Genomic DNA, 23,791 nt, shown 5'->3' on the forward strand with positions numbered 1-23,791 from the left:
ATGGCGGGTACTGACAGCGGGGCGGAAGCGGGCGGTCTGAAAGCCCGCCTGATGGCGGCGGGAGCCGCCGATGTGCATCTTTCACGGCGCAATGCTGCGGGGTTCGACGGTCTGGTCGCCTACGTGGTGGGCGGAGAGCGCGATGCCCTGCAGGCTGCCCTGGCTGGCGCAGGCGATGCGGTGGTGCGGGTCAGCGCCTTGCCGCTGGATGACATGGGTGCCATCGACGAGGCCGCCCTGGCTGCACTGCCAGTCTGGTCGCCGGGCGCGGTCGACGCCGCGCAGCAGCAATGGGGCAGCGCGCTGGTCACCCGGCCTGCCGTGCAGCCGGCTTCCCACCTGCACCTGTGCGATCTGCTGCCCGGTCGGCCCTTGCTGGGCGATCCGGCGCCTGCACCTGCGGTGCGGCGCGGCGCAGTGCCTTTGCACGAGCGCATTCCTGCCGTCCACCATTCACCTGCGCTGCCGGACGCGGGTGTCGGATATGCGCTGGAGCAGGCGCTGGTGCGCGCGGCTGCGCGTCCCGGAGCGGGCATCGTCCATGTGGCTGCCGATCTTTCCCAGTCCCGCACCAGCTATGCGCAACTGCTCGACGAGGCCTGCCGCACCCTGGGCGGGCTGCTGGCCCTGGGGCTGAAGGCGGGTGACACCGTCATCGTGGATGCCGGGGACAGTCGTCACCTGCTGCCCGTGTTCTGGGGCTGTGTGCTCGGCGGCCTGGTGCCGGCGCCTCTGGCACTGGGACCGGCGGCGGGCGGGGGGGCCGGCCTGGAGCGGTTGCTCAACTGCTGGGAGGTGGCGGGCAGGGCGCCCGTGGTCGGCTCTGCGGCAGCCCTGGCCGGCTTGCGGCCCCATGCCGCAGCGCTGCAGGGCATGCAACTGCTCGATGCCCAGGTACTGCAGGCGGGTGCGCCCGCGCAGCCCTCGGCCAGCGCCGGGCCGGGGCAGCCCGCACTGATGCTGCTGACTTCGGGCAGCACCGGCACACCCAAGGGCGTGGTGCTGAGCCGCGGCAATCTGGCCGCCATGATCAGCGGCGTGCAGCAGCAACTGCGCTTCGTGCCCGGCGAGACCGCGCTGAACTGGATGCCGCTGGACCATGTGGGCGGCGTGGTGTTCCTGTGCGTGATGCCTACGGTGCTGGGCCTGGAGCAGGTCCAGGTGGATACGGCCACCATCCTCGAGGCTCCCGCGCGCTGGCTGGACCTGGTGGCCGAGCACCGGGTCGCAGCGGTGTGGGCGCCCAACTTTGCATTCGACCTGCTGCTGCGTGCAGCCCGCGGCCAGGCCCCCGGCCATTGGGACCTGTCCTGTTTGCGCATGCTCATCAACGCCGGAGAGCCGGTGTCGGAGCCGGTCCTCGTGGATTTCGAGCGCCGCTTTGCGCAGGACGGGCTCAGGCAGGGCGCCGTCTGGATGTCCTTTGGCATGACCGAGACGGTCTCTGCGTTCTCGCTGCGCTGCTGGACTGCGTCCGGCGAGGCGGTGACCAGCCTGGGCCACCCGATCGCAGGCGGTGCACAGCGCATCGTGGACGATGCAGGCCGAACCCTGATGGAGGGGGAGATCGGGCGGGTCGAACTCAGCGGGCCCTCGGTGTTCTCGGGCTATCACGGCCGGCCCGACCTCACGGCCGAGGCGCTGCGCGACGGCTGGTTCCAGACCGGCGACATGGGGTTCCTGCGTTCGGGCGAGCTGCACATCGTGGGCCGCGTCAAGGAAATGATCATCGTCAACGGTGCCAATTTCTACAGCGCCGAGATCGAGGAGGCCGCTGCGCGCGTGCCCGGCCTGGACCGCCAGGGGCTGGCTGCCATCGGCGTGCGCCCGGCCGGCGCGGCCACCGACCAGCTGGTGCTGTTCTTTCACGCGCCGGGCGCTGGCGAGCCGCAACTGCGCCGTTCGCTCATGCGCGCCTTGCGCATGCGCCTGGGCCAGGACCTGGGATTGGCCGTGGACCATTTCATTGCCGTGCCGCCCGAGCGCCTGCCGCGCACGGGTGCCGGCAAGGTGCAGCGCGTGGAGCTGCGCCGCCTGGTGGAGGCAGGGGCCTTCGATCGCGAAATCAAGGATGCCGCCTGCCTGATCGGCGGTGCGGGCACCGTGCCTGCCTGGTTTGCCCGGCCCGTATGGCGTCCGCGCCAGCACGATGCGTCGCCGGCCATGGCGCCTGCGCAGGCGCATGCGTTGACTGTGGCGCTGTGTGGCGCCGGCGCCCAGGCGCTGGCGCAATTGCAGGCCCTGCAGCCCCGTCACCGCTGGATGGTGTTGGACGATGCAGGGGCACCGGCCGACGCCGTGGCCGCGTTGCGCGAAGGGGCGCCTGATGTGCTGGTGCTGGCCGGTGAACAGGCGCTGGCGCCTGGCCTGCTGCAGGCAGCCCGCTGGCTGGCCGCCCCCGGCGGGCATGTGCCAGGCCGGTTGCTGGTCTGCGCAGGTACGGGCCAGGACGAAGGCCAGCGGGCGATGGCGCGCGCGGTACTGCGCAGTCTGGAGGCTGAAATGCCCGGCTTGCGCTGCCGCCATGTCGCCTGGGACGACGCCGGTGCCGACGCCGATGCCAGTGCCGTTGCCGATGCCGATGCCGCCGTTCTGGATGCCGCCGGGCTGTGTGCGGAACTGGGCTGCAGCCAGCGCGAGCCCGAGGTGCTGTGGCATGCCGGCGTGCGGCGGGTGCGGCGCCTGGTGCCCCTGGTTCCCGATGCTGCAGGGCATCAGGGATTCCAGGAGCAGGGGCTGTACCTGCTGGCCGGTGGGCTGGGGGGCGTGGGCTTTTTGCTGGCGCGGCACCTGCTCGGCCGGTACCGCGCCCGGCTGCTCATCGTCGGCCGTGCCCCTGCTGTGGAGCGCCGGCAGCCACTGGAACTGCTTGCGCGCAGCGGGGCGCTCCTGTACGTGCAGGCCGATGTCACCGACCCCGCCGCCCTGCAGGCCGCGGTAGCCCAGGCGCAGCAGCACTTCGGACAGCCGCTGGCCGGCGTGGTGCAACTGGCGGCCGAGTCGCGCCTGGCCCTGTGTGCGGAGGAAGACGAGCAATGCTTTGCCCGGGCGCAGCGCGCCAAGGTGGAGGGAACGCGCCACTTGCACGCCCTGGTCGCCCACGATCCCCGGGCCCTGTTCCTGGTGGCCGGCTCGGTCATGGGCCTGCTGGGGGGGCGCCGCGTGGCGGCCTATGCGGCGGGAGATGCCTGGCAGATGGCCTTTGTGGAGCGACAGGCGCACAGCGCCGGTGGCGCCCGCTGCCGCTACCTCGGTTTTTCGGCGTGGCGGGACACCGGCCTGAGCCGCCAGGTGTCGAACCCGGCGCTGTTCGCTGCCTCGGGCTATCTGTCGATCGATGAGGCGCAGGGCCTGCAGGCCTTCGAATTGGCGGTGCGCGGCGAGCAGCCTGTCATGACCGTGGGCCTGGACCTCGGCCATCCCCGCCACGCCGCGGTGCGCGAGGGCGCCATCTACGGTGCCGATGAGCTGGTCTGGGTGCGTGAAGGCGTCGCAGTCGACGCGCGCCGTGCCGGCGAAGAGGATCAAGTGGATCAAGTGGAGCAAGTGAATGAAGTGGCCGGCAGCGGTGACCCGTCCGCACCGCATCGGTGGCTGCACGATGCCTGTGGCCGGCCGGTGAGCGTGCCGGTGCTGAACGTCGCATCCCTGCCCACCGATGCCCGGGGGGCGCTGGACCGCGCGGCCCTTTTGCGCCTGGCTGCGGGCATGGCATCCAGCGCAGCGCCACGCAATGCGTTCGAGCGCTACATGGTGCGCCTGTGGTGCAAGGCGCTGGGCCTGGCCGACTGCGGTGTGGACGACGACTTCTTCTCGCTGGGCGGCAATTCGCTGGGGGCGGCGCAGATCGCGGCGCGCACGCGGGAGCTGTTTCGCGTCGATATATCGATGGCCGAGCTGTTGCGCCACCCCTGCATGGCAGATTTCTGCCAGCGCGTGATTGCGTTGGAATCCCGCCCGGGAATCACGCTGGCCATTGCGGGCCGGCTGTTCGAGATCGAAAGCATGACCCCTGATCAAAAGGCGGCCGCCCACGGCGCTGCAGCAACCAAGGCGCTGCCATGAGCACGGGCGGTTTTTCCGACGACGATCTGCTGGCGGCCCTGCTGGCCGAGGATGGCTTCGAGCTGCCAGACACGCAGGCGCCAGGCGCCGCGCCACGTGCCGCAGATGCGCCCGTGACCGCGCTGTCGGCGCAGCAGCGGCTGTGGATGATGGAGCGCATTCACGGGGCTCGCGGCGAGTTCAACCTTGGCCTTGCCGTGCGCTTTGGTGGCGCGACGCCCGATGTGGCCGCGCTGCAGGCCGCATTGACCGCGCTGGCGCAGCGCCATGAAAGCCTGCGTGCTCGCTTCGAGGATGCCGATGGCGAAGCGGCTCGCCTGGTCTTCGATGCGCTGGATGCATTGCCGCTGGCGGTGCACGATGTCGACCCGGCATCGATGCCGCAGGCGCTGCAGGACGCGGCGGCCCGGCCTTTCTCGCTGGAGCGGGGCAGCCTCTTGCGGGCCGATCTGCTGCGCGCCCACGGCGAGCAGGTGCTGCTGCTGGGTTTTCACCACGCCATCATCGACCTGTGGTCGGCCTCGCTGGTGCTGCGCGAGCTGGCCGCTCTCTACGCCGCGCAACTGGGCGGGGTGGCCGCGGACCTGCCGCCGCCGCAGCGCTTTGGCGACTACGTCGCCTGGCTGGGCGACAGCGCCCGGCAGCAGGCCTTGCCGGCCCTGACGGCGTACTGGCGCAACAGGCTTGCAGGCCTGCCGCCGCTGCTGGAGCTGCCCTTTGCCGGGCCGCGCGAGGCGGGTCAGGATCGGTGCGGCCGTATCGCGGTGGTGCTTGCGCCCGCGCTGGCGGCGGAACTGGGAAGATTCGCCGCCGCCTGTGGCACCACGCCTTTCACCGTGGTGCTGGCCGCCTTCAATGCCGTCCTGGCGCGCTTCACCGGCCAGGACGATCTGGCCGTGGGCGTGCCCGTGTCCAACCGCCACCGACCCCACACCGGCGGCACCGTGGGCTTTCTGGTGGAGACCCTGGTGCTGCGCACCGACCTGCGCGCAGACCCCGGCTTTGCAGCCCTGGTGGAGCGCGTGCGCGAAGCCTGCCTTGAGGATTTTGCCCACCAGGACCTGCCGCTGCAGGCTGTGGTGCAGGCGGTCAACCCGCCGCGCCTGCCGGGGGTGCAGCCGCTGTACCAGGCCATGCTTGTCTTCCAGGCGCTGCCTGCGCTGCGCGAGGCGGCCGGCGATGTCCTGCTGACGGGACAGGCCGTTCCCCTGCCTGTGGCCCGCGCCGATCTGACGCTGGAGCTGGACCAGGGGCGCGACGATGGCGCCATTGCGGGCTGGCTGGAGTACCGCGAGGGCCTGGTGGATGAGCAGGTGGCTCATGCCATCGCCATCGCATTGCCGGTGCTGCTGCAAGCGGCGCTGGCCCAGCCGTCGCTGCCGCTGTCCGTGCTGCCACTGCAGCGGCCGGCCGACGCACGGCGCGGCCTGGACGCACTGCATCCGGCGCCGCTGGGCGAGCGCATCGAGAGCGCTGGCAGCCTGGCGGCGATGTTCGAGCGGCGCGCGCGCCAGTCGCCTGCCGCGACCGCGCTGATCGATGCGGGCCGCGCAGTCAGCTACCAGGAACTGGACCGGCGCTCGGCGACCCTGGCGGCCCACCTTGTCGCTCAGCTTGGCGCATCAAGCGCCACAGGGGCCGGGGCAGGGGGGGCTGCAGCCGGCATTCCCGTGGCCGTGTGTCTGCCGCGCGGTGCCGACCTGGCCGTGGCCCTGCTGGCCGTGCTGCGCGCCGGCGCGGCCTTTGTGCCCATGGACCCGGACCATCCTGCGCAGCGCCTGGCCTATATGCTGGCCGACAGCGGTGCATCGCTGCTGCTGGCGCAGGGCCGACCCGCATGGCTGCCGGCCGCAGGCGCTCCCCTGCTCATCGATCCCGGCATGCCGTTGCCCGAGGCCGAGGCGCCTGCGCTGTGCATTGGCCCCGACAACCTGGCCTATGTGCTCTACACCTCGGGCTCCACGGGCGAGCCCAAGGCTGTCATGGGACTGCACCGCGGCGCCGTGAATCGCCTGCTGTGGATGTGGGATGCCTATCCCTTTGTCGCGGGCGAAGTGTGCTGCCAGAAGACCACGCCGGCCTTCGTCGATTTCATCTGGGAGTTCTTCGGCCCCCTGCTGGCGGGCGTGCCCAGCGTGGTGCTGGCGCATGCCGATGTGGTGGACCCGCATGCCTTTGCCGGCGCACTGGCGCGCCATGGGGTGACCCGGCTGGTGGTGGTGCCCTCGCTGCTCAAGGCCCTGCTGGAGCCGGCCGCTGATACGGCAGTCCTGCTGCCCGCGCTGCGGCACTGTACGGTCAGCGGGGAGGCGCTTTCCAGCGACCTGGCCGGCCGCTTTCTTGCGGCCCTGCCGGGCTGCCGCCTGCTCAATCTCTATGGCTCCTCTGAAATCTCGGCCGACTCGACCTTTCAGGAGGTGACACAGGTCGGTGGCCATCTCGTTCCCATAGGCCGGCCCATTCCGGGCCACCGCATCGCGGTCTGCGACGCCGCTGGCCAGGCGCTGCCCGTGGGGGTGGCCGGGGAGATCGTGGTGGGCGGCGATGGCCTGGCGCTCGGCTACCTGGGCCGCGAGCGGGAAACCCGGCAGCGCTTCCAGCCCACTGCGGCCCTGGACGGCGCCCGCGGCTTTCGCACCGGCGACCTGGGCCGCTGGCGGCCCGATGGCGGGCTTGACTGCCTGGGGCGGCTGGATCGGCAGATGAAAATCCGTGGCGTTCGCGTAGACCCTGCGGAGGTGCGCGCGGCCCTGTTGCTTCACCCCGGCGTGGCCGACGCGGTCGCCGCCGGATGGGTGGGCACCGACGGCGAGACCGTTCTGGCCGCTTGGGTGGTGCACCTGCCGGGGCATGCGCCCGCCGCCTCCGCACTGCATGCCTGGTTGCGCGATCGCCTTCCCCGTGCAGCGCTGCCCAGTGCTTATGTGCGTCTGGCGCAGTTGCCGCTCAATCCGAACGGCAAGGTCGATGTGCGCGCCTTGCCGGCCCCGGGCCCCGACGACCTGCCGGCCAGCGGCGAGGGCAACGCGCCCCGCCGGCCGCTGACGGCCGCACAGGCGCGTCTGGCCGATGTCTGGGAGCGCGTGATCGGCTCCCGTCCCGGCAGCGCCGACGCGGATTTCTTCATGATGGGCGGGCATTCGCTCAATGCGGCCCGGCTGGCCCAGGCCGTCCGCCAGGAATGGGGCGTGCCGCTGGACGCGGCGGCCGTGTTCGAGGTGCCGACGCTGGCCGCCATGGCGACGCGCATCGGCCAGGCTGCGCCCGGCGCGGACCTGCCGGCCATCGGCCGGGGGCCGGCGCATCCGGGGCGCGAGGCTCGCGCCTCCTTCAACCAGGAACGCCTGTGGCTGATCGAGCAGCATGAGGCCCAGCGCGGCGCCTACAACCAGGTGGTGTGCTACCGCACCGGCGCCGGGCTGGATGCCGGCAGGCTGGAGCAGGCACTGCGCGCCGTGGTGCAACGCCACGAGGCCTTGCGCACCCGCCTGGTGCTGCGCGATGGCCTGCTGTGGCAGCAGGTGGGGGAGGCCGGTGATTTCTCGCTGGTTCGGCGGGATCTCTCCGGCCCCGGTGCCGAAGCCGCGCTGGAGCGCTTTCTGGACGACGAAGTGGCGCGGCTGCCTGCGCTGGACCAAGCGCTGCCCTGTTCGGCCACGCTGCTCACCCTGGGCATGCACGACCAGGCGCTGGTGATTTCCATGCACCACACGGCGGTGGACGGCCAGTCCTGCGAAATATTCATGCGGGAGCTGGCGCATGCGCTGCAGGGCGGTGATCTGTCGGCGCTGCCGCCGCCCCTGCAATGCATCGATGTGTCCGAGTGGCAGCGCGCCTGCGGCGACAAGGGCCTGTGGGCACCGCAGCTCGAACACTGGCGTCGCGCACTGGCCGCCGCCCCCGCCGTGCTGGGACTGCAGCCCGAGCGCATGCCGCAGCGGCGCAGCTACCGCAATGCCCGGGCCGCGCTCTGCCTTCCGCCGGCGAGCATGCAGCGGGTCACGGCAGCGGCGCGGCAAGCGGGCACCACGCCCTTTGCGCTGCTGCTGGCCGTATGGGCTGCCACCCTGGCACGCTTTGGCGGTGATGCCGAAGTCATGGTTGCAACCCCCGTTTCCGCGCGCGAACGCGAGGGCATGGACAGTGCGGTCGGCTTCTTCAGCAACACCGTCGTCCTGCGCGTGGGCGTCAGCGGCAGTACCGGCCTGGATGTGCTGGCCCGCACCGTGCGCGACCAGCTGGCCGAGGCGCTGCGCCACCAGGATGTGCCCTTCGCCCAGGTGGTGGAGGCCTCGGGCGTGCCCCGCGCCGCGCAGCGCCCCGCGCTGGCACAGGCGATGTTCGTGCTCTCCCAGGGGCAGGACTGGGATCTGGTGTTTGATGGGCAGCGCGTCCCGCCCCGTATCCAGGCCGCACCGGTGTCGCGCTGCGACCTGTCGCTGGCCTTGCTGGCAGGGCAGGGCGAAGACGACCTCGTGCTCGGCGGTCATATCGAATATGCGGCCGATCTCTTCGGCCCCGCGCTGGCGGCGCGGCTGGCTTCGGCTTTTTCGGCCCTGCTGGAGGCCGCCTTGCAGCAGCCTTCCGCGCCGCTGGACGGCCATCCGCTGTGCGATGCGCATGAACAGGCCCTGCTGGACAGGCTGGCCTGCTCTGCGGCGCAGCCGCAGCGGTTGAACCCGCCGCACCAGGGGCCGCAGCGGCTCGATGCGCTGCTGCGCCGCGCCGCCGCGCAGCATCCCGGCCGGCCCGCCGTGGCCAGCATGGCGGGCGCGCCGCAGGCGATGGACTATGGGCAGCTGTCGCGCCAGGCCTCGGCCTATGCACGCTGGTTGCGCAGCCAGGGGCTGCGGGCGGGCGACTGCGTGGCGCTGGTCGCGCAGCGCTCGCCCGCGCTCATCGTGGCGCTGGCCGGGTTGTGGGAGGCGGGGGCCACCGTGGTTCCCGTGGACCCTGCCTATCCCGGCGCGCGCATCGCTGCCATGCTGGAAGATGCCTGCGCCACGGCCGTGGTGGCCGAGGCGCCCGTCGCGGGCTGCAGCCTGCCCCTGTGGCCCCTGCCCATGTCACTGTCCTTTCCCGTGGCAGGCGATCCAGGCTCAGGCGTTGACTTGGATGAGGGCCAGGACCAAGGCGCCCCTGGCGCCATTGCTGCGCCGGCAGGCCATGGCGACGAAGCCCTGGCCTGCATCATCTTCACCTCGGGCTCCACGGGCCGGCCCAAGGGCGTGCGCGTCACGCATGCCTCACTGTGCCGGCTGGCCGAGGCGGCGGGCACGGCCTTCGGCATCGGACCCGGCAGCCGCGTGCTGCAGATGGCGGCCTTCGGCTTCGACGTGGCCATGTCCGATATCGCCTTCGCCCTGTCGGCCGGTGCCTGCCTGTGCCTGGCCTCGCGCGATCAACTCCTGCCTGGCGCCCCGCTGGTCGGCACGCTGCAGGCCATGGCCGTCACCCACCTGCAGATCCCCGCCTCGCTGCTGGTGGCCACGCCGGTGGCGGACCTGCCGTGCCTGCAGACCCTGGTCGTCGGCGGGGAACGCTGTCCCGATGCCGTGGCCGATGCATGGGCGCGCGGGCGCAGCCTTTTCGTGGCCTACGGACCGACCGAGGCGACCGTGACAGCCACCGCCGCACGCCACCTGCCGGGCCAGTCGCCGGGCATAGGCCGCCCGCTGGGCGATGCGCGCCTGTACGTGGTGGACGACAAGGGGCGGCGGGTTCCCGTGGGGGTGGCCGGGGAGATCTGGATCGGCGGCCCGAATGTCAGTCCCGGCTATGTCGCCAGCGGCATGGGCGACGGACGTTTCGGCCCCGATCCTTTTGACGGCTCGGAGGGCGCACGCCTGTACCGCAGCGGTGACCGGGGCCGGTGGCGTGAAGACGGAACCCTGGAGTTCCTCGGGCGCATGGACCGCCAGATCAAGCTGCGCGGCTTTCGCATCGAGCCTGGCGAGATCGAGGCCGCCCTGCTGGAGCAGCCCGGCGTGGCCCAGGCCTTTGCCATGCCCTGGACCGATGCACAGGGCCAGCAGCGCCTGGCTGCGTGGGTGGCCGGTGGCCAGGACCTGGACGCGGCAGCCTTGCGCGCGCGGCTGCGCGGCACGCTGGCCCCGCACATGGTGCCAGCCGTGGTGGTGCGCGTGGATGCGATGCCGCTGACTGCGCATGGAAAGATCGACAGCAGGGCGTTGCCGCAACCGCAGTTCGATGGCGGGGCGGACGGCGGCAGCCGGACCCCCTTGCCGGTGCCTGCGGCCACGCAGGCACGCGTGGCCGCGCTGTGGAGCGAGGTGCTCGGCCGTGCCGGCATCGATGCGGATGCCAACTTCTTCGACGTGGGTGGCCACTCGCTGCTGCTGGTGGCGCTGCACGACAGGCTGGGGGCGGACCTGGGTGTATCCGTGCCCATCAGCGAGCTGTTTCGCTTCACGACCATCCGCAGCCAGGCTGCGTATCTGGACGCGCTCCGGTCCCCGCACGATGGCGCAGCCCCGGTGGCCCAGCGGGTGGCGCAGCCTGCGGGCGAACAGGATGTAGCCGTCATCGGCATGGCCTGCCGCTATCCCGGTGCGCCTGATCTCGATGCCTATTGGCGCCTGCTGCTCGAAGGCCGCGAGGGCATCGACCATGGCGGCGCGCCAGATGCGCCGCTTCCGGGCTTCGTGGGCTCGGCCGGGCGCATCGGCGATGCGGACTGCTTTGATGCGGCCTTCTTCGGCGTGGGTCCGCGCGATGCCCTGACCTTCGACCCGCAGCACCGCGTGGCACTGGAGTGCGCCTGGCACACGCTGGAGCATGCGGGCTACACGCCCGAAGCCCATGGCGGGCGCATCGGCGTCTTCCTGGGCGTGGGCACCAACACCTATCTGCGCGTGCTGTATCCGGGCGGCGAACTGCCGGCCGGCGCCGACACCTACCATGCGCTGTCATGCAATGACAAGGACTTTGCCGCCAGCCGCATCGCCTATCACCTGAACCTCAAGGGCCCGGCCATGGCCGTGCAGACGGCCTGCTCCTCGTCCCTGGTCGCGGTGGACATGGCCTGCCGTGCCATCCGCGAGGGCAGTGCCGAGATGGCCCTGGCCGGGGGCGTGTCCATCCAGTTCCCGCAGCGCGACGGCTACGTCCACCAGCCCGGCATGATCCTGTCGCCCGATGGACGCTGCCGCCCCTTCTCGGCCGACGCAGGCGGCACCGTGCCGGGAGGCGGCGTGGGCATGGTGCTGCTGAAATCGCTGTCCCGCGCCCTGGCCGATGGCGACAACGTGCTCGCCGTGGTGCGCGGCAGCGCCGTCAACAATGACGGCTCCGCCAAGGTCGGCTACACCGCGCCCGGCGCCGACGGACAGGCGGAGGTGATTGCCGCCGCGCTGGCAGCGGCGCGCCTGGCTCCGGGCGACATCGACTACATCGAGGCCCATGGCACGGGCACGGCACTGGGCGACCCGGTGGAGATCGCGGCCCTGGGCCGTGTTTTCGGCAACACGGCCGATGGCGCGGGCGCGCAGGGCACGGCGGCCCGCAGCCGTCCCCTGGCGCTGGGCTCCGTCAAGAGCAACATCGGCCATGCCGATACGGCTGCAGGCATTGCAGGCTTCATCAAGGCCGTGCTGGCCGTGCACCATGGCGTGCTCCCGGCCAGCCTGCATTTTTCGTCCCCCAATCCGCATGCGGACTTTGCCTGCGTCCCCATCGAGGTGGTCTCCCGGCAGCGGCCGTGGACGCATGACGGCACGCGCCGCGCAGGCATAAGTGCCTTCGGCATCGGCGGCACGAATGCGCATGTGGTGATCGAGCAGGCAGCGGCGCACGCGCCCCATGGGTCCAGCACGGGCGCGCTGCCGCAGGCCTGGGTGCTGCCGCTGTCGGCGCGCACGCCGGCCGCGCTGCAGGCCGGCCTGCTGGCCCTGGCAGGGATGCTGGACAAGGCGCCGGAGACATCGCTGGCCGACCTCTCGTTCACGCTGCACCAGGGCCGGGCCGCCTTTGCCTGGCGCGCGGCCGTGGTGGCGCACGGCGCGGCCCAGGCGGCGGCGCTGCTGCGCCGCGCCGCGCCCTGTCAGGCGTCCCAGGGGTCTCAGGGCGATAGGCCTGCGCAGGCCTGGCTGTTTCCTGGCCAGGGCAGCCAGTATCCCGGCATGGGTCGCACGCTGTACGAGCAGGACGCTGACTACCGCAGCGTCTTCGATCGTTGTGCCGATGGGCTGGCTCCCCACCTGGGGCAGGATCTGCGCGGTATTCTGTACGGCCCGGTCGGCGTGGCCGTCGATGCCCAGGCACTGCGCCAGACCGAGCTGGCGCAGCCCGCGCTGTTCGCCGTGTCCTATGCCATGGCCAGCGCCGCGCTGGCCCGCGGCCTGGAGCCGGCGGCCTTGCTGGGCCACAGCCTGGGCGAGTACGTGGCAGCCTGCCTGGCCGGGGTCTTCTCTCTGGACGACGCCCTGGCCCTGGTGGCCGCGCGTGGCCGCATGATGCAGGCGCTGCCGCACGGTGCCATGCTGGCCGCGCCGCTCACACAGGCTCAGGCGCGCGAACTGCTGGCCAGCCCGGCCCATGTCGGCATCGACCTGGCCGCCATCAACGCGCCGCAGCAGTGCGTGTTCGCCGGGCCGGTGCCGGCCATAGACCGGCTGCAGGCGGCGCTGGCGGATGCGGGCCAGGCCGCCATGCGGCTGGACACCTCGCATGCCTTCCACTCCGCATCGATGGAGGGCATGCAGCGCGCGTTCACCGACTTGTTCGATGGCATGGTGCTGCACCCTCCGCAGCGACGCTTCCTGTCCAATCTCACGGGTACCTGGATCACGGACGCCGAGGCCACGGACCCGGCGTATTGGGCGTGCCACCTGCGTGCGCCAGTGCGCTTTGCCGACGGCCTGAAGACCCTGCGCGCCGAGGGCATCGGTGTGCTGGCCGAATTCGGCCCCGGCAGGGTGCTGGGCAAGCTCGCTGGCGCCAATGGATGGGCTGCAGATGCGCTGGCGCCCTCGGCGCTGCAGCGCAGCGAGGGGTCCGTCGCCGAGCCTGCGCTGGATGCGCTGCATGCGCGGCTGTGGTGCCTGGGCGCTGCCTCGCGTCCGGGGCGCCTGCCGCCCGCAGCCGGCCGACGCATTCCCCTGCCCGGATATGCCTTTGAACGCATCCGGCACTGGCCTGCCGAAGTGGCAGGCAAGTCGCATGCGCCAGCCGCCCCTTCGCTTTCCGCTGTTTCACCGGCCTCGCCTTTCCTGGGCGATGTCCGGGCTGCTCCGCCGAAGCTGCCCGACATGGCCGACTGGTTCCATGTGCCGGGCTGGCGCCGCGAGCCCGCTGCACAGGCGGCTGGCATCGCGGCACCCGCCGCAGCGTCGCTGCGCTGGATGGTGGTGGGCGTACACCTGCCGGCCGGCGCCGCGCTGGCGCAGGCCCTGAGCGTGGCCGGCCAGCAGGTGCTTGCCGTCAGCGCCGGCCAGGCGTTTGCGCAGGCGGCGCCCGGCCATTTCACGATCGGTGCTGGAGATCACCAGGATTTCCTGCGTCTTCTGGATGCCTTGCCGGAGCATGCACGGCCGCAGCGCATCGTGCACCTGGAGGCCACACGCGGCGGTGCGCCGGACGATCTGTTGCGGCGCGGCTTCTTCGGCGTCCTGGGGCTGGCGCGCGCCCTGGGCAGCGCGGTGCCGCCCTGGCCGGTGCGGCTGGACATCGTGACCACTGGCGCAGCCGACGTGGACGGCGACGAGGCCCTGGCCGCGGGCGCTGCAACGCTGCTCGGCGCCGTCAAGGTGTTGCCGCTGGAGTATCCGAACCTCGATTGCCGCCTCATCGATGTCCGTGACCTGGACGGACCGGGCGCAGGCGAGGCGCTCCAGGCCCTGGCTGCCGAGCTGCTGCGCACCGATCCGCTGTCGCAGGCCCCGCAGCCCGTGGTCGCCCTCAGGCGCGGGCGGCGCTGGGTGCCGCATTTCACGGCGCAGCGCCTGCCCGAGCCGCTGGCCGGCCAGGCGCGCTTCAGGCCTGCAGGCGTCTATGTGCTGACGGGCGGGTTCGGCGGCATGGGCTCGGCGCTGGCGCGCGAGCTGGCCGGCAGTGGCGCGCATCTGGTGCTGCTGGGCCGGCATGTCGATGCATCCTTGGTCGCGCAGTTGCAATCGCGTGGTGCCCAGGTGCTGGCGCTGGCCTGCGATGTGTCCGACGCCAGAGCGCTGGGCGATGCCCTGGCCCGGGCACGCAGCCGGTTTGGCCGCGTGGACGGCGTGCTGCATGCGGCCGGGGTGGCGGACCAGGGCGGGGTGGTGCACAACCGCGACGACGCCAGCATCGCCACGGCCATGGCAGCCAAGGTCCAGGGCGCCCTGGCGCTGGATGCGGCCCTGGCCGGACACGAGCCCGACTTCGTTGTGCTGTTCTCCTCGCTGGGCACGGTGGTGCCGGGCAGCAAGTTCGGCCAGATCGGCTATGCCGCCGCCAACGAGTTCCTGGCGCTGTTCGCCGCCGAGCGCACGGCACGCCGTGGCGGCTTCACGCAGGCCATCGACTGGGACGACTGGACCGAAGTGGGCATGACCGTCATGGCCCGCCAGCGCTGGGGCCTGCCCGCGCTGGCCGCCAGCGAGGGACTGACGCCCGCCGAAGGCGTGGCCGTGCTGCGGCGAGCCCTGGCCTCGCCCCATCCCCGCGTATCGGTTTGCGTGCGCGACCTGCCCTCCCTGCTGCGCCTGGCCGGGAGCGTCTGGACGAACACGGCTGCGGCACCCGCAGGCCTGCCCGCCAGCGGCGAGCCGGCACAGGCCCCGGAGCAGGGCGGCGAAGGCCCGGACACGCGGCAACGGCTGGCCGCCGTCTGGCGCGAGGTTCTGGGCGTGGCCGAGATCGGTGCGCAATCCCACTTCTTCGAACTGGGCGGCCATTCCCTGATTGCCATGCGCGTGCTGGCCTATGTGCGTGAGCACTTCGGCGTGGAGCTGGGCATCGCGGCGGTGTTCGAGCATCCGGTGCTGGGCGACTTGGCGGACTTTGTTGACGCGTGCCGGCCCATGGGCGGCACCGTGGAGGAATTCACCTTATGAAGAGTGCGAGCGACAGGGCAAGCGATCTGCTGGCCCGCCTGGCGCAGCTGGGCGTGACCGTGCAAGTCGAGGGCGGCGATCTGAAAGTGCGCGGCCCGGCAGGCGCCATTGGCGGGCAGATGCGCGATGAGCTGCGCGCGCTCAAGCCGCAGCTGCTGGCCCTGCTGTCACGCAGCGGGCCCGCGCCGGTGGCCGCAGGAGCGGCTGCAGAGGTGGACCCCGACCGCGTGCCGCTGTCCTTCAACCAGCGCCGGCTCTGGTTCCTGGACCGGCTGGAGGGCGGTGGCAGCGCCTTCATCATGGCCGCCTGTTTCGAGCTCGAAGGCCCTTTGGACCTTGAGGCCCTGCAGCAGGCGCTGACGGTGCTGGTGGAGCGCCACGAGCTGCTGCGCAGCGTCATCGTGGACGAGGCCGCCGAGCCGGTGCTGCGCATCGGCGCTGCCACGGCCGTGCGCCTTCAGCCAGAGTCCGTGGACGATGCCTCGCCCCAGGGCCTGGCCGAGCTGATGGCGCAGCAGGCGCGCCAGCCCTTCGATCTGACGCAGGCGCCCCCCTTGCGGCTGCGCCTGTTCGCACTGAAGCCGCAGCGCCACGTGCTAGCCCTGTCGCTGCACCACATTGCCGGGGATTTCTGGTCCATGGGGCTGCTGCTGGCCGAACTCGGCCAGCTGTATGGCGCGGCCTGCCAGGGCCTGCCGTCGCCGCTGCAACCGCTGCCCCTGCGCTACCCCGATTACTCGGCCTGGCAACGTGCCACGCTGGACGAGGCGCGGCTGGCGCCGCAACTGGCCTTCTGGCAGGCGCAACTGCAGGGCGCACCCACCCAGCTGGCGATGCCGCTGGACAGGCCCCGGCCCGCAGAGCGCGGCGCCAGTGGCGCCCACCATCACTTTCGCATCTCGCCGGAGGGCACCCAGGCGCTGCAGGAGGCGTCAGCACGCGCAGGCGTCACGCCCTTCATGGCGCTGCTGGCCGCCTATGCCGCCGTGCTGGGGCGCTGGACCGGCCAGGACGAGGTCGTCATCGGCTGCCCGGTGGCCCACCGGGACACGCCGCAGACGCAGGGACTGGTCGGTTTCTTCATCGACACCCTGCCGCTGCGCATCGACCTGCGCGACGACCCCCAACCGGCCGAGCTGATGCAGCGCGTTCGCCGCACCTGCCTGCAGGCATTCGAGCACCAGGACCTGCCGTTCGAGCGCATCGTGCAGGCCGTGCGGCCCGAGCGGGCGCTCAACCGAGCGCCCCTGTTCCAGACCATGTTCGTGCAGCAGACCGCTGGTGCAGCCGCGCTGGCGATGCAGGGGCTGGCCGTGCGGCCGCTGCCCGTGCCAGCGGCGGCGCCCGAGCTGGACCTGAACCTGTCGGCGCGTCTGGACGGCGAAGCCTTCGCCTGCGACATGGAGTACGACGCCGACCTGTTCGACCCGGCCACCGTGGCTGCGCTGTGCGCGCAGTTTGCGCATGTGGCGGGGCAGTGGGCGTGCGGCCTTGCACTGTCCCGGCTGGCACTGGCCCCGCAGGCCTGCGCCGTGGCTCCTGCACCAGCCATGGCCGAGGGCGCTGCGCCGGCATCCGTACCCGCGCTGATAGCCCGCGCCGCCGATCGCTGGCCGCAGCGCATGGCCGTGCAGGCGGATGGCGCGGCACTTTCGCTGCGCGAGCTTGTGTGCCAGGCAGACGCACTGGCCGGGCGACTGCGCGGCGCGGGTGCCAGGCCCGGCGACCTGATCGGCCTGGGCCTGGGCAACTGCCTGGCTCTGCCGGTGGCCATGCTGGCGGCCTGGCGCTGTGGTTGTGCCTATGCCGTACTCAGCCTGGCGAGGCCGCTGGCACAGCGCGCGACCATGATGGAGGCGGCCGGCGTGCGCCTGGTCATTACCGCGTCTGCGGCGGAGCAGTGGCCTTCGCATACGGTGCTGGTGGCGCCGGACCTGGTGGCAGAGCCCGCCGGCAGCGCCGCGCAGCAGCCCTGGCTCGCAGACCCCGCGCAACGGGCCTATGTCTGCTTCACCTCGGGATCGACCGGCGCCCCGAAGGGCGTGGTCGTGAGCCATGCCAACCTGGCCCACCATGCGGCGGCGGTGGCGCGTGAGTTCGGCCTGTGCGAGACCGATCGCGTGCTGCAGTTCGCGGCACCCGATTTCGATGTGGCTGGCGAGGAGATCTTCCCCACGCTGGCCTCCGGTGCCTGCGTGGTGCTGCGGGCACAGAACAGTCTTGACAGCCTGGAGGCTTTCCAGGCCCAGGTGGCAGGCGCGCGGCTGACCGTGCTCAATCTGCCGTCCGCGTTCTGGCACGAGTGGGTGGGCATGCTGCATGCATCGGGCACGGCTGTTCCGGCCGACCTGCGGTTGGTGGTCACGGGCAGCGACCGCGTTTTCGTGCGCAGCTTGCGCCAGTGGCAGGCGCTGTGCCGCCATCCTGTGGCCCTGCTCAGCGGCTATGGCCCGACGGAGGCCACCATTTCGGCCGCGTTCTTCGACCCCGCGCGCGACGTGCTGCCGCTGGGCGCCGAGATCCTGCCGCTGGGCCATGCGCTGCAGGGCGTGCAACTGGCCGTGGTGGACAGCGCCGGGCAGGCCTTGCCTGCCGGGGCCATCGGCGAAATCGTCATCGGCGGCGGTGGTGTGGCGCAGGGGTATCTGCAACAGGACGAGGCCACACAGGCCGCGTTTCGCGCCTGCGCCGCACTGGGCGGAGCGCGCGCCTATTGGAGCGGCGACCTGGCGAGGCGGCGTGCCGACGGTGCGCTGGAGTTCCTGGGCCGGCGCGATGCGCAGGTGAAGATCCGGGGATTTCGCATCGAGCCCGCCGAGGTGGAGGCCGCCCTCATGGCCCATCCCTGCGTGCGCGAGGCTGCCGTGGTGCTGGCGCACGATGGCGCAGGCCAGCCGGTGTTGCTCGCGGTGGTTGCGGGACAGGCCGATGCGGCGGCGCTGCGCAGCTGGCTGTCCGAGCGGCTTGCGCCCTACATGGTGCCTGCCGTGTGCCGCGTGCTGGAGAGCCTGCCCCATACGGCATCGGGCAAGATCGACCGGCGCGCGCTGGCGGGGCTGGCCCTCCAGCCGCCGCCGCAGCTGCCTGTGGAGGACGGCACGGGCCAGCCTTGCAGTCCGCTGGAAGCCACCCTGGCCCGGCTCTTTGCCGAGGTGATGAACCTCGCGCAGGTGGGCGTCACCGACAACGTCTTCGACCTGGGTGTGGACTCTATCCGGTGCCTGCAGATCGTCTCGCGTGCGCGCCGCCAGGGCCTGGACCTGGTGGTGCGCGACATCTTCCGCACCCAGACCGTGCGTGCCCTGGCCGGGGAGATCGCCCTGCGGTCGCGGGCCGCGCCGACGGTCCCGGTGGCGGAGGCCGGGGCACCGTTGTCACCGACCCCCATCCAGGCCTGGTTCCTGGAGCATGCAGGGGCAGGGGCCGCTCACTACAACCAGGCGGCCGTGCTGCGCGTGCCCCCGCAGTTGCCGGCCGAAACGCTGGAGCGGGCGCTGGCGGGCGTGGTGGCATGCCACGAGATGCTGCGCCTGCGGGTGGACGCGCAAGGCGTGCTGGATATTGCCCCCATGGCGCCCGGGCCTGTGCTGGACGTGGTCTGCCTGGAGGGCCTTGCACCGGCAGAGGCACAGCAGCGCCGGGCCGAAGCCTTTGCCGCGGCCCAGCGCGCCATGGACCCGGCGTCCGGCCGCATGGTGCGTGGCGTGCTGCTGCCCGGCACGGGCCGGCTGATGCTGGCCATTCACCACCTGGCGGTGGATGCCTACTCCTGGTCGGTACTGCTGGAAGACCTGGCCCTGGCCTGCGCACAGGTGTCGCGCGGCGAGCCCGTGCGACTGCCCGCGCCCACCAGCTCCTATGCGCGCTGGTCGCACCGGCTGGGCGAGCTGGCCGCCGGGCCCGAGGCGGCTGCGCAGGCGCAGGCGTTGCAACAGGCGTTCAGCCAGGTGGGCGCGACCGTGTTGCCTCGCCAGACGCCCGCCGGTTGCGTGGGCCAGGCCCAGACGCTGGCCTTCGAACTGGACGAGGAGACGACGCAGGCCCTGGTCCACGAGGTGCCGCGTGCCTTTGCCGCCCGCGTGGACGAGGCTTTGCTCGCCGCCCTGGTTGTGGCAGGCGTGCGGCTGGGGGTGGATGGCCCCTGGCGGGTGGATCTGGAGCGCAACGGACGCGCCGACCTCTTCGAGGAGCTGGACCTGTCTCGCACCGTCGGTTGGTTCACGGCGCTGCAGCGCGTGGGCATCGAGCCAGCTCACGGCGCCGCCGATGCCGCGGCGGTGGTGGCGCAGGTTGCCGCGCAGGTGCGCGGCGCCGCATGGCAGGGACTGGCGCTGGGGCTGCTGCGCTACCGCTCGTCCGACGGCGCCGTGCGCGCCGGCCTGGCCGCGCTGCCTGAACCGGAACTGCTGCTGAACTACCTGGGCTGCATGGATGGCGCCCCTGTCGGGGATGAGACCATCGCCCCGGTGGATGAGGCGGCGGGCCCTGCGCAGGACCCCGGCCTGGCGCGCAGCCATGTGATCGAACTCAATGCGGGACTCTGGAATGGCCGGCTGCGCGGGGAGCTGAGCTTTCCGGCAGGGGAGCCGAACCGCGAGCGCATCGCCCACTGGCTGGACGAGGTGAAGGCCGTGCTGGCCGAGATCGCCAGCGCCGCGCGCGAGGGCCGTGGAGCATGTGCTGCCCCGGCCGGGCAGGTGCCGCAGGCCGTTCCCGGCAGCCGTGCTCCGGTGGCCGTGCTGGCGCTCACGCCGCTGCAGCATGGCCTGCTCTACCACAGTCTGCGTGCACCCGATGACCAGGTCTACTTCGATCAATTGACATTGACCCTGCAGGGTCCGCTGGACCCGGCAGCGCTGCGCCGTGCCTGGGAAGCTGTGGTGGCACGCCACGGCGTGCTGCGTACCAGCTTCCACTGGGACGATGGCGTGGCCATGCAGCATGTGCATGCCCACGTGGAGCTGCCCTGGCAGCACGACGACTGGCGCGCCATGGATACGGCCGCGCAGCATGCCGCCCTGTCGGCACTGCTGGCGCAGGACCGGGTCCGGGGCTTCGACCTGCGCCACGCGCCCCTGATGCGCCTGCATCTGCTGCGCACGGCTGAAGACCGCCATGAGCTGTTGTGGAGCGCCCACCACCTGCTGCTGGACGGGTGGTCGGTCTCGGTGGTGATGGACGAGGTCTTCCGCCTGTACGGCCAGGCACTGGGCGATGGCACGCCAGCGCTGCCGCGCGCGCCCGATTTCGCCGACTGCGTGCGCTGGCACCAGCGGCGCGACGTGCAGGCCGACCAGGCCTTCTGGCGCCAGGCGTTGCAGGGCCTGCACGAGCCCACCTCACTGGCCTTTCTGCGCCAGGCCGGGGAGCCTGTCGAGCCTGAGGCTCCGGACCCGATCGAATGCCTGCTGCCGCCTGCCACCAGCAGCGCCCTGGCCGCGCTGGCCCGCGCCGCGCGTGCCACGCCCGGCATCGTGCTGCAGGCCGCCTGGGCGCTGCTGCTGTCGTGCCACAGCGGCAGCCGCGACCTGGTGTTCGGTGTGACCGTGTCGGGGCGCTCTCCCGACATCGCTGACGTGGAGCAAATGGTCGGCATGCTGATCGCCACGGTGCCGGCACGTGTGCGTGTGGCTGCCGGCATGCCGCTGCTCTCGTGGCTGTCCGCGCTGCAGCAGGACCATCTGGAGCGCGAGCAGCATGCGGCCGCATCGCTGGCGGAAATCCGCCAGGCCTCGGAACTGGAGCCAGGCTGCGATCTGTTCCAGTCCCTGGTTCTGGTGCAGAACTATCCTGCGCCCGATGCGCTGCAGGCCGGAGGTCTGTGCCTGGCCGCAGTCGCCAGCCATGAGCGCACGAACTTCCTGCTCACCCTGGCCTGCATGCAAGGCGCGCACGGATGGCGCCTGGCACTGCACCGCGACCGCGAGCAGGTGCCGGCTGCGGCAGCGCGCCGCCTGCTGTCGCACCTCGATGCGCTGCTTGCCGCCATGGCGGCGCAGCCCGGTCAGGCACTGGGCTCGCTGCTGCAGCTCTCGCCCGAGCAGGCGCGCGATGCCCTGGAGGCCGGCACCGGCCCTGTCGAGGCCATGGACGAGCGCTTTCTGGTGGACTGGATCGACCACTGGGCGCAGCACACGCCCGGCGCCACGGCCCTGGAAGGGCCGCACGGCCGCATGGACTATGCGCAACTGGCGAGGCTGTCGCGCCAGGCGGCCTGCTCGCTGTCTGCCCTGGGTGCAGGGCCAGAAACCCGTGTGGCCCTGTGCCTGGGCCGCTCGCCCGTCTGCCTGGCGGCAATTGCCGCAATCCTGCGCGCGGGCGCAGCCTTTGTGCCCATCGACCCTGCGCTGCCGGCGCAGCGCCAGCGCTTCATGCTGGAGGACAGCGGCGCAGTGCTGGTGCTGGCCGATGCCGCGCTGCCCGTGGCGGAGGAACTGGGTTTGCGCTGCCTCACGCCGGAGCAGTTGTTCGGCACCCTGTCGCCAGACGAGGCTGCCCAGGCCACTGTGCTTGCCCAACCGCAGGCCTCGTCCTCTGCCTATGTGATCTATACGTCCGGCTCCACGGGCACGCCCAAGGGCGTGGTCAACACGCGGGCGGGCATGCGCGCCCTGGCCCATGCCCAGCAGCGCGTGTTCGCGCTGGATGGAAGCGATCGCGTGCTGCAGTTCGCCTCGCTGTCCTTTGACGCCTCCATCTGGGAGATGATCATGGCCTGGCGCCATGGGGCGGCGCTGCTGGTGCCTGCCCCGGACATGGCAAGGGCCGGGCCGCAGCTGCAGGCCTTTGTGCGGCGCCATGGCATCACCGCCGCAACGCTGCCGCCCACGGTGCTGTTCACCCTGGATGCGGCCTCGCTTGATGCGCTGCGCCTGCTGGTGGTGGCCGGCGAGGCCTGTGCACCGGAGTTGGCGCTGCGGTGGTCGGTGGGCCGGCGCTTTTTCAATGCCTATGGTCCGACCGAAGCTTCGGTGGCTGTCAGCGTGCAGGAGGGCGTGCAACGCGCCGACCGGCTGCCCATTGGACGGCCGCTGCCGAACATGCAGCTGCATGTGCTGGACGAGGACATGCGCCTGCTGCCCCCGGGGGCGCCGGGGGAGCTGTACATCGGCGGTGCAGGGCTGGCGCGGGGCTACCTGGGGCGTCCCGGGCTGACGGCGGCCAGCTTTGTGCAGGATCCGTTCGGCGACCCCGGCGAGCGGCTGTACCGCACGGGCGACCGGGGCTGGCGCCTGGCCGATGGGCGCGTGCACTTTGCAGGCCGCAACGACCACCAGGTCAAGCTGCGCGGCCTGCGCATCGAGCTGGGCGAAATCGAGGCCGCGCTGGCCACCCACCCGGGTGTGGAGGCCGCAGCGGTGCTGGTCATCGCGCACGGCGAGGCCGACCACCGGCTGACGGCCTGTGTGGGGGCCGCGCACCCCGTCGGCGCCGAGGCGTTGCGCGCGTACCTGGCGCCCCGCCTGCCTGCGCACATGGTTCCCGCCTATTTCGTGGAGCTGAACCAGCTCCCGCTCACCCACAGCGGCAAGATCGACCGCCAGGCACTGGGCCGGCAACTGGCGGCGCAGCCGGCCCGGCCGTCGTCGCCAGCGCCTGCCGCCGACGCCGACGCCGCTGCAGGCGACGCCTGCGCACGGCTGGCGGCGGTCTGGGCCCAGGTGCTGGGCGTTGCCGAGGTGGGGCCGCACCAGAGCTTTTTCGAGCTGGGCGGGGACTCCATTCTTGCCATCCAGGTGGTTGCGCGGGCCAACCGGCAGGGGCTGGCCATCACGCTGGCGCAACTGATGGACCCGGCCTCGCAGACGGTGGCTGCTCTCGTGGCGCTGCTGGGTCAGGACGGAGGGCCGATGGTGCAGCCCCACGCCACCGAGGACGTTGCAGGCGATGGCCGCGTGCCGCTCACGCCCATCCAGCGCTGGTTCCTGGCGCTGGAGGCTCCGCAGCGCCAGCACTACAACCAGAGTTTCCTGTTGACCGTGCCTGCCGACCTGGCGCCCGGGCGGCTGCAGGCCGCGCTGGCGCTGCTGCTGCAGCGCCATGATGCGCTGCGCCTGCGCTATCGCCGGGAGGACGGCGGCTGGGTGCAGACGCTGGCCGATGGCCTTGTGCCGCCTGCGGTCCCGCTGCTGCAGGTGGTGGCATCGCCGCCTGGCGAAACGCCGGCCGCCTGGCGCGAGCGGCTGCAGACCGCCGCCGTGGCCAACCAGGAGCGGCTGGACCTGCAGGCGGGCCCGCTGATGCACGCGGCTCTGTACCTTCCCCCTGGCCAGGAGGAGGCGCCAACTCATGCACAGCCAGAGGCACAGGCACGCCTGCACCTGGTCGTGCACCACCTGGCCATCGACGCCGTGTCCTGGCGCGTACTGCTGGACGATCTGGCCGAGGCCTGCCGCCTTGGCCGCATTGCCAGGCCGCCCGGCGCGTCCTTCAGCCATTGGGCGGCAGCCGTGTCGCGCCATGCCGCATCGCAGTCGGCGCGTGCCGAGCTGCCGTACTGGCTGGCCCAGTCAGGCGACGCCTGCCTGCCGCTGGCGCGTGGCGCCGGGGCGGCCTCCACGGTGGGCGAAGCCGTCACCCTCGGCGTGCAGTTGTCCGTGGACGAGACTGGCGCCTTGCTGCGCGAGGCGCCACGGGCCCATGGTGCCTCCATGCAGGAGCTGCTGCTGGCGGCG

General features: G+C 72.0%; 3 protein-coding genes (1 of these 3 cut by a window edge). All 3 read left to right on the forward strand.

The genetic code is table 11. From position 1 onward, the window contains the following. Tightly spaced (each overlapping or abutting the next), the 3 genes in view from GRX31_RS10905 to GRX31_RS10915 form a layout consistent with a single transcriptional unit that may run on beyond the window. Positions 1-4,065: an SDR family NAD(P)-dependent oxidoreductase gene (locus GRX31_RS10905; RefSeq protein WP_160852603.1), complete on the forward strand. Its 4,065-nt coding sequence runs from the start codon at positions 1-3 to the stop codon at positions 4,063-4,065. After that, entirely contained in the window at positions 4,062-15,116 is an 11,055-nt protein-coding gene (locus tag GRX31_RS10910) for a non-ribosomal peptide synthetase/type I polyketide synthase (protein WP_160852605.1), read from the forward strand. Before GRX31_RS10905 ends, GRX31_RS10910 begins: the two co-directional genes overlap by 4 nt. Next, a protein-coding gene (locus tag GRX31_RS10915) for a non-ribosomal peptide synthetase (RefSeq protein WP_160852607.1) crosses the window boundary here: on the forward strand, positions 15,113-23,791 show its 5' portion. It continues 1,956 nt past the right edge of the window; only the first 8,679 of its 10,635 coding nucleotides appear in the window; its start codon is at positions 15,113-15,115; the stop codon falls past the right edge of the window. Before GRX31_RS10910 ends, GRX31_RS10915 begins: the two co-directional genes overlap by 4 nt.

Source organism: Delftia sp. CH05 (assembly GCF_009827015.1).
Classification (GTDB): Bacteria; Pseudomonadota; Gammaproteobacteria; order Burkholderiales; family Burkholderiaceae_C; genus Comamonas; species Comamonas tsuruhatensis.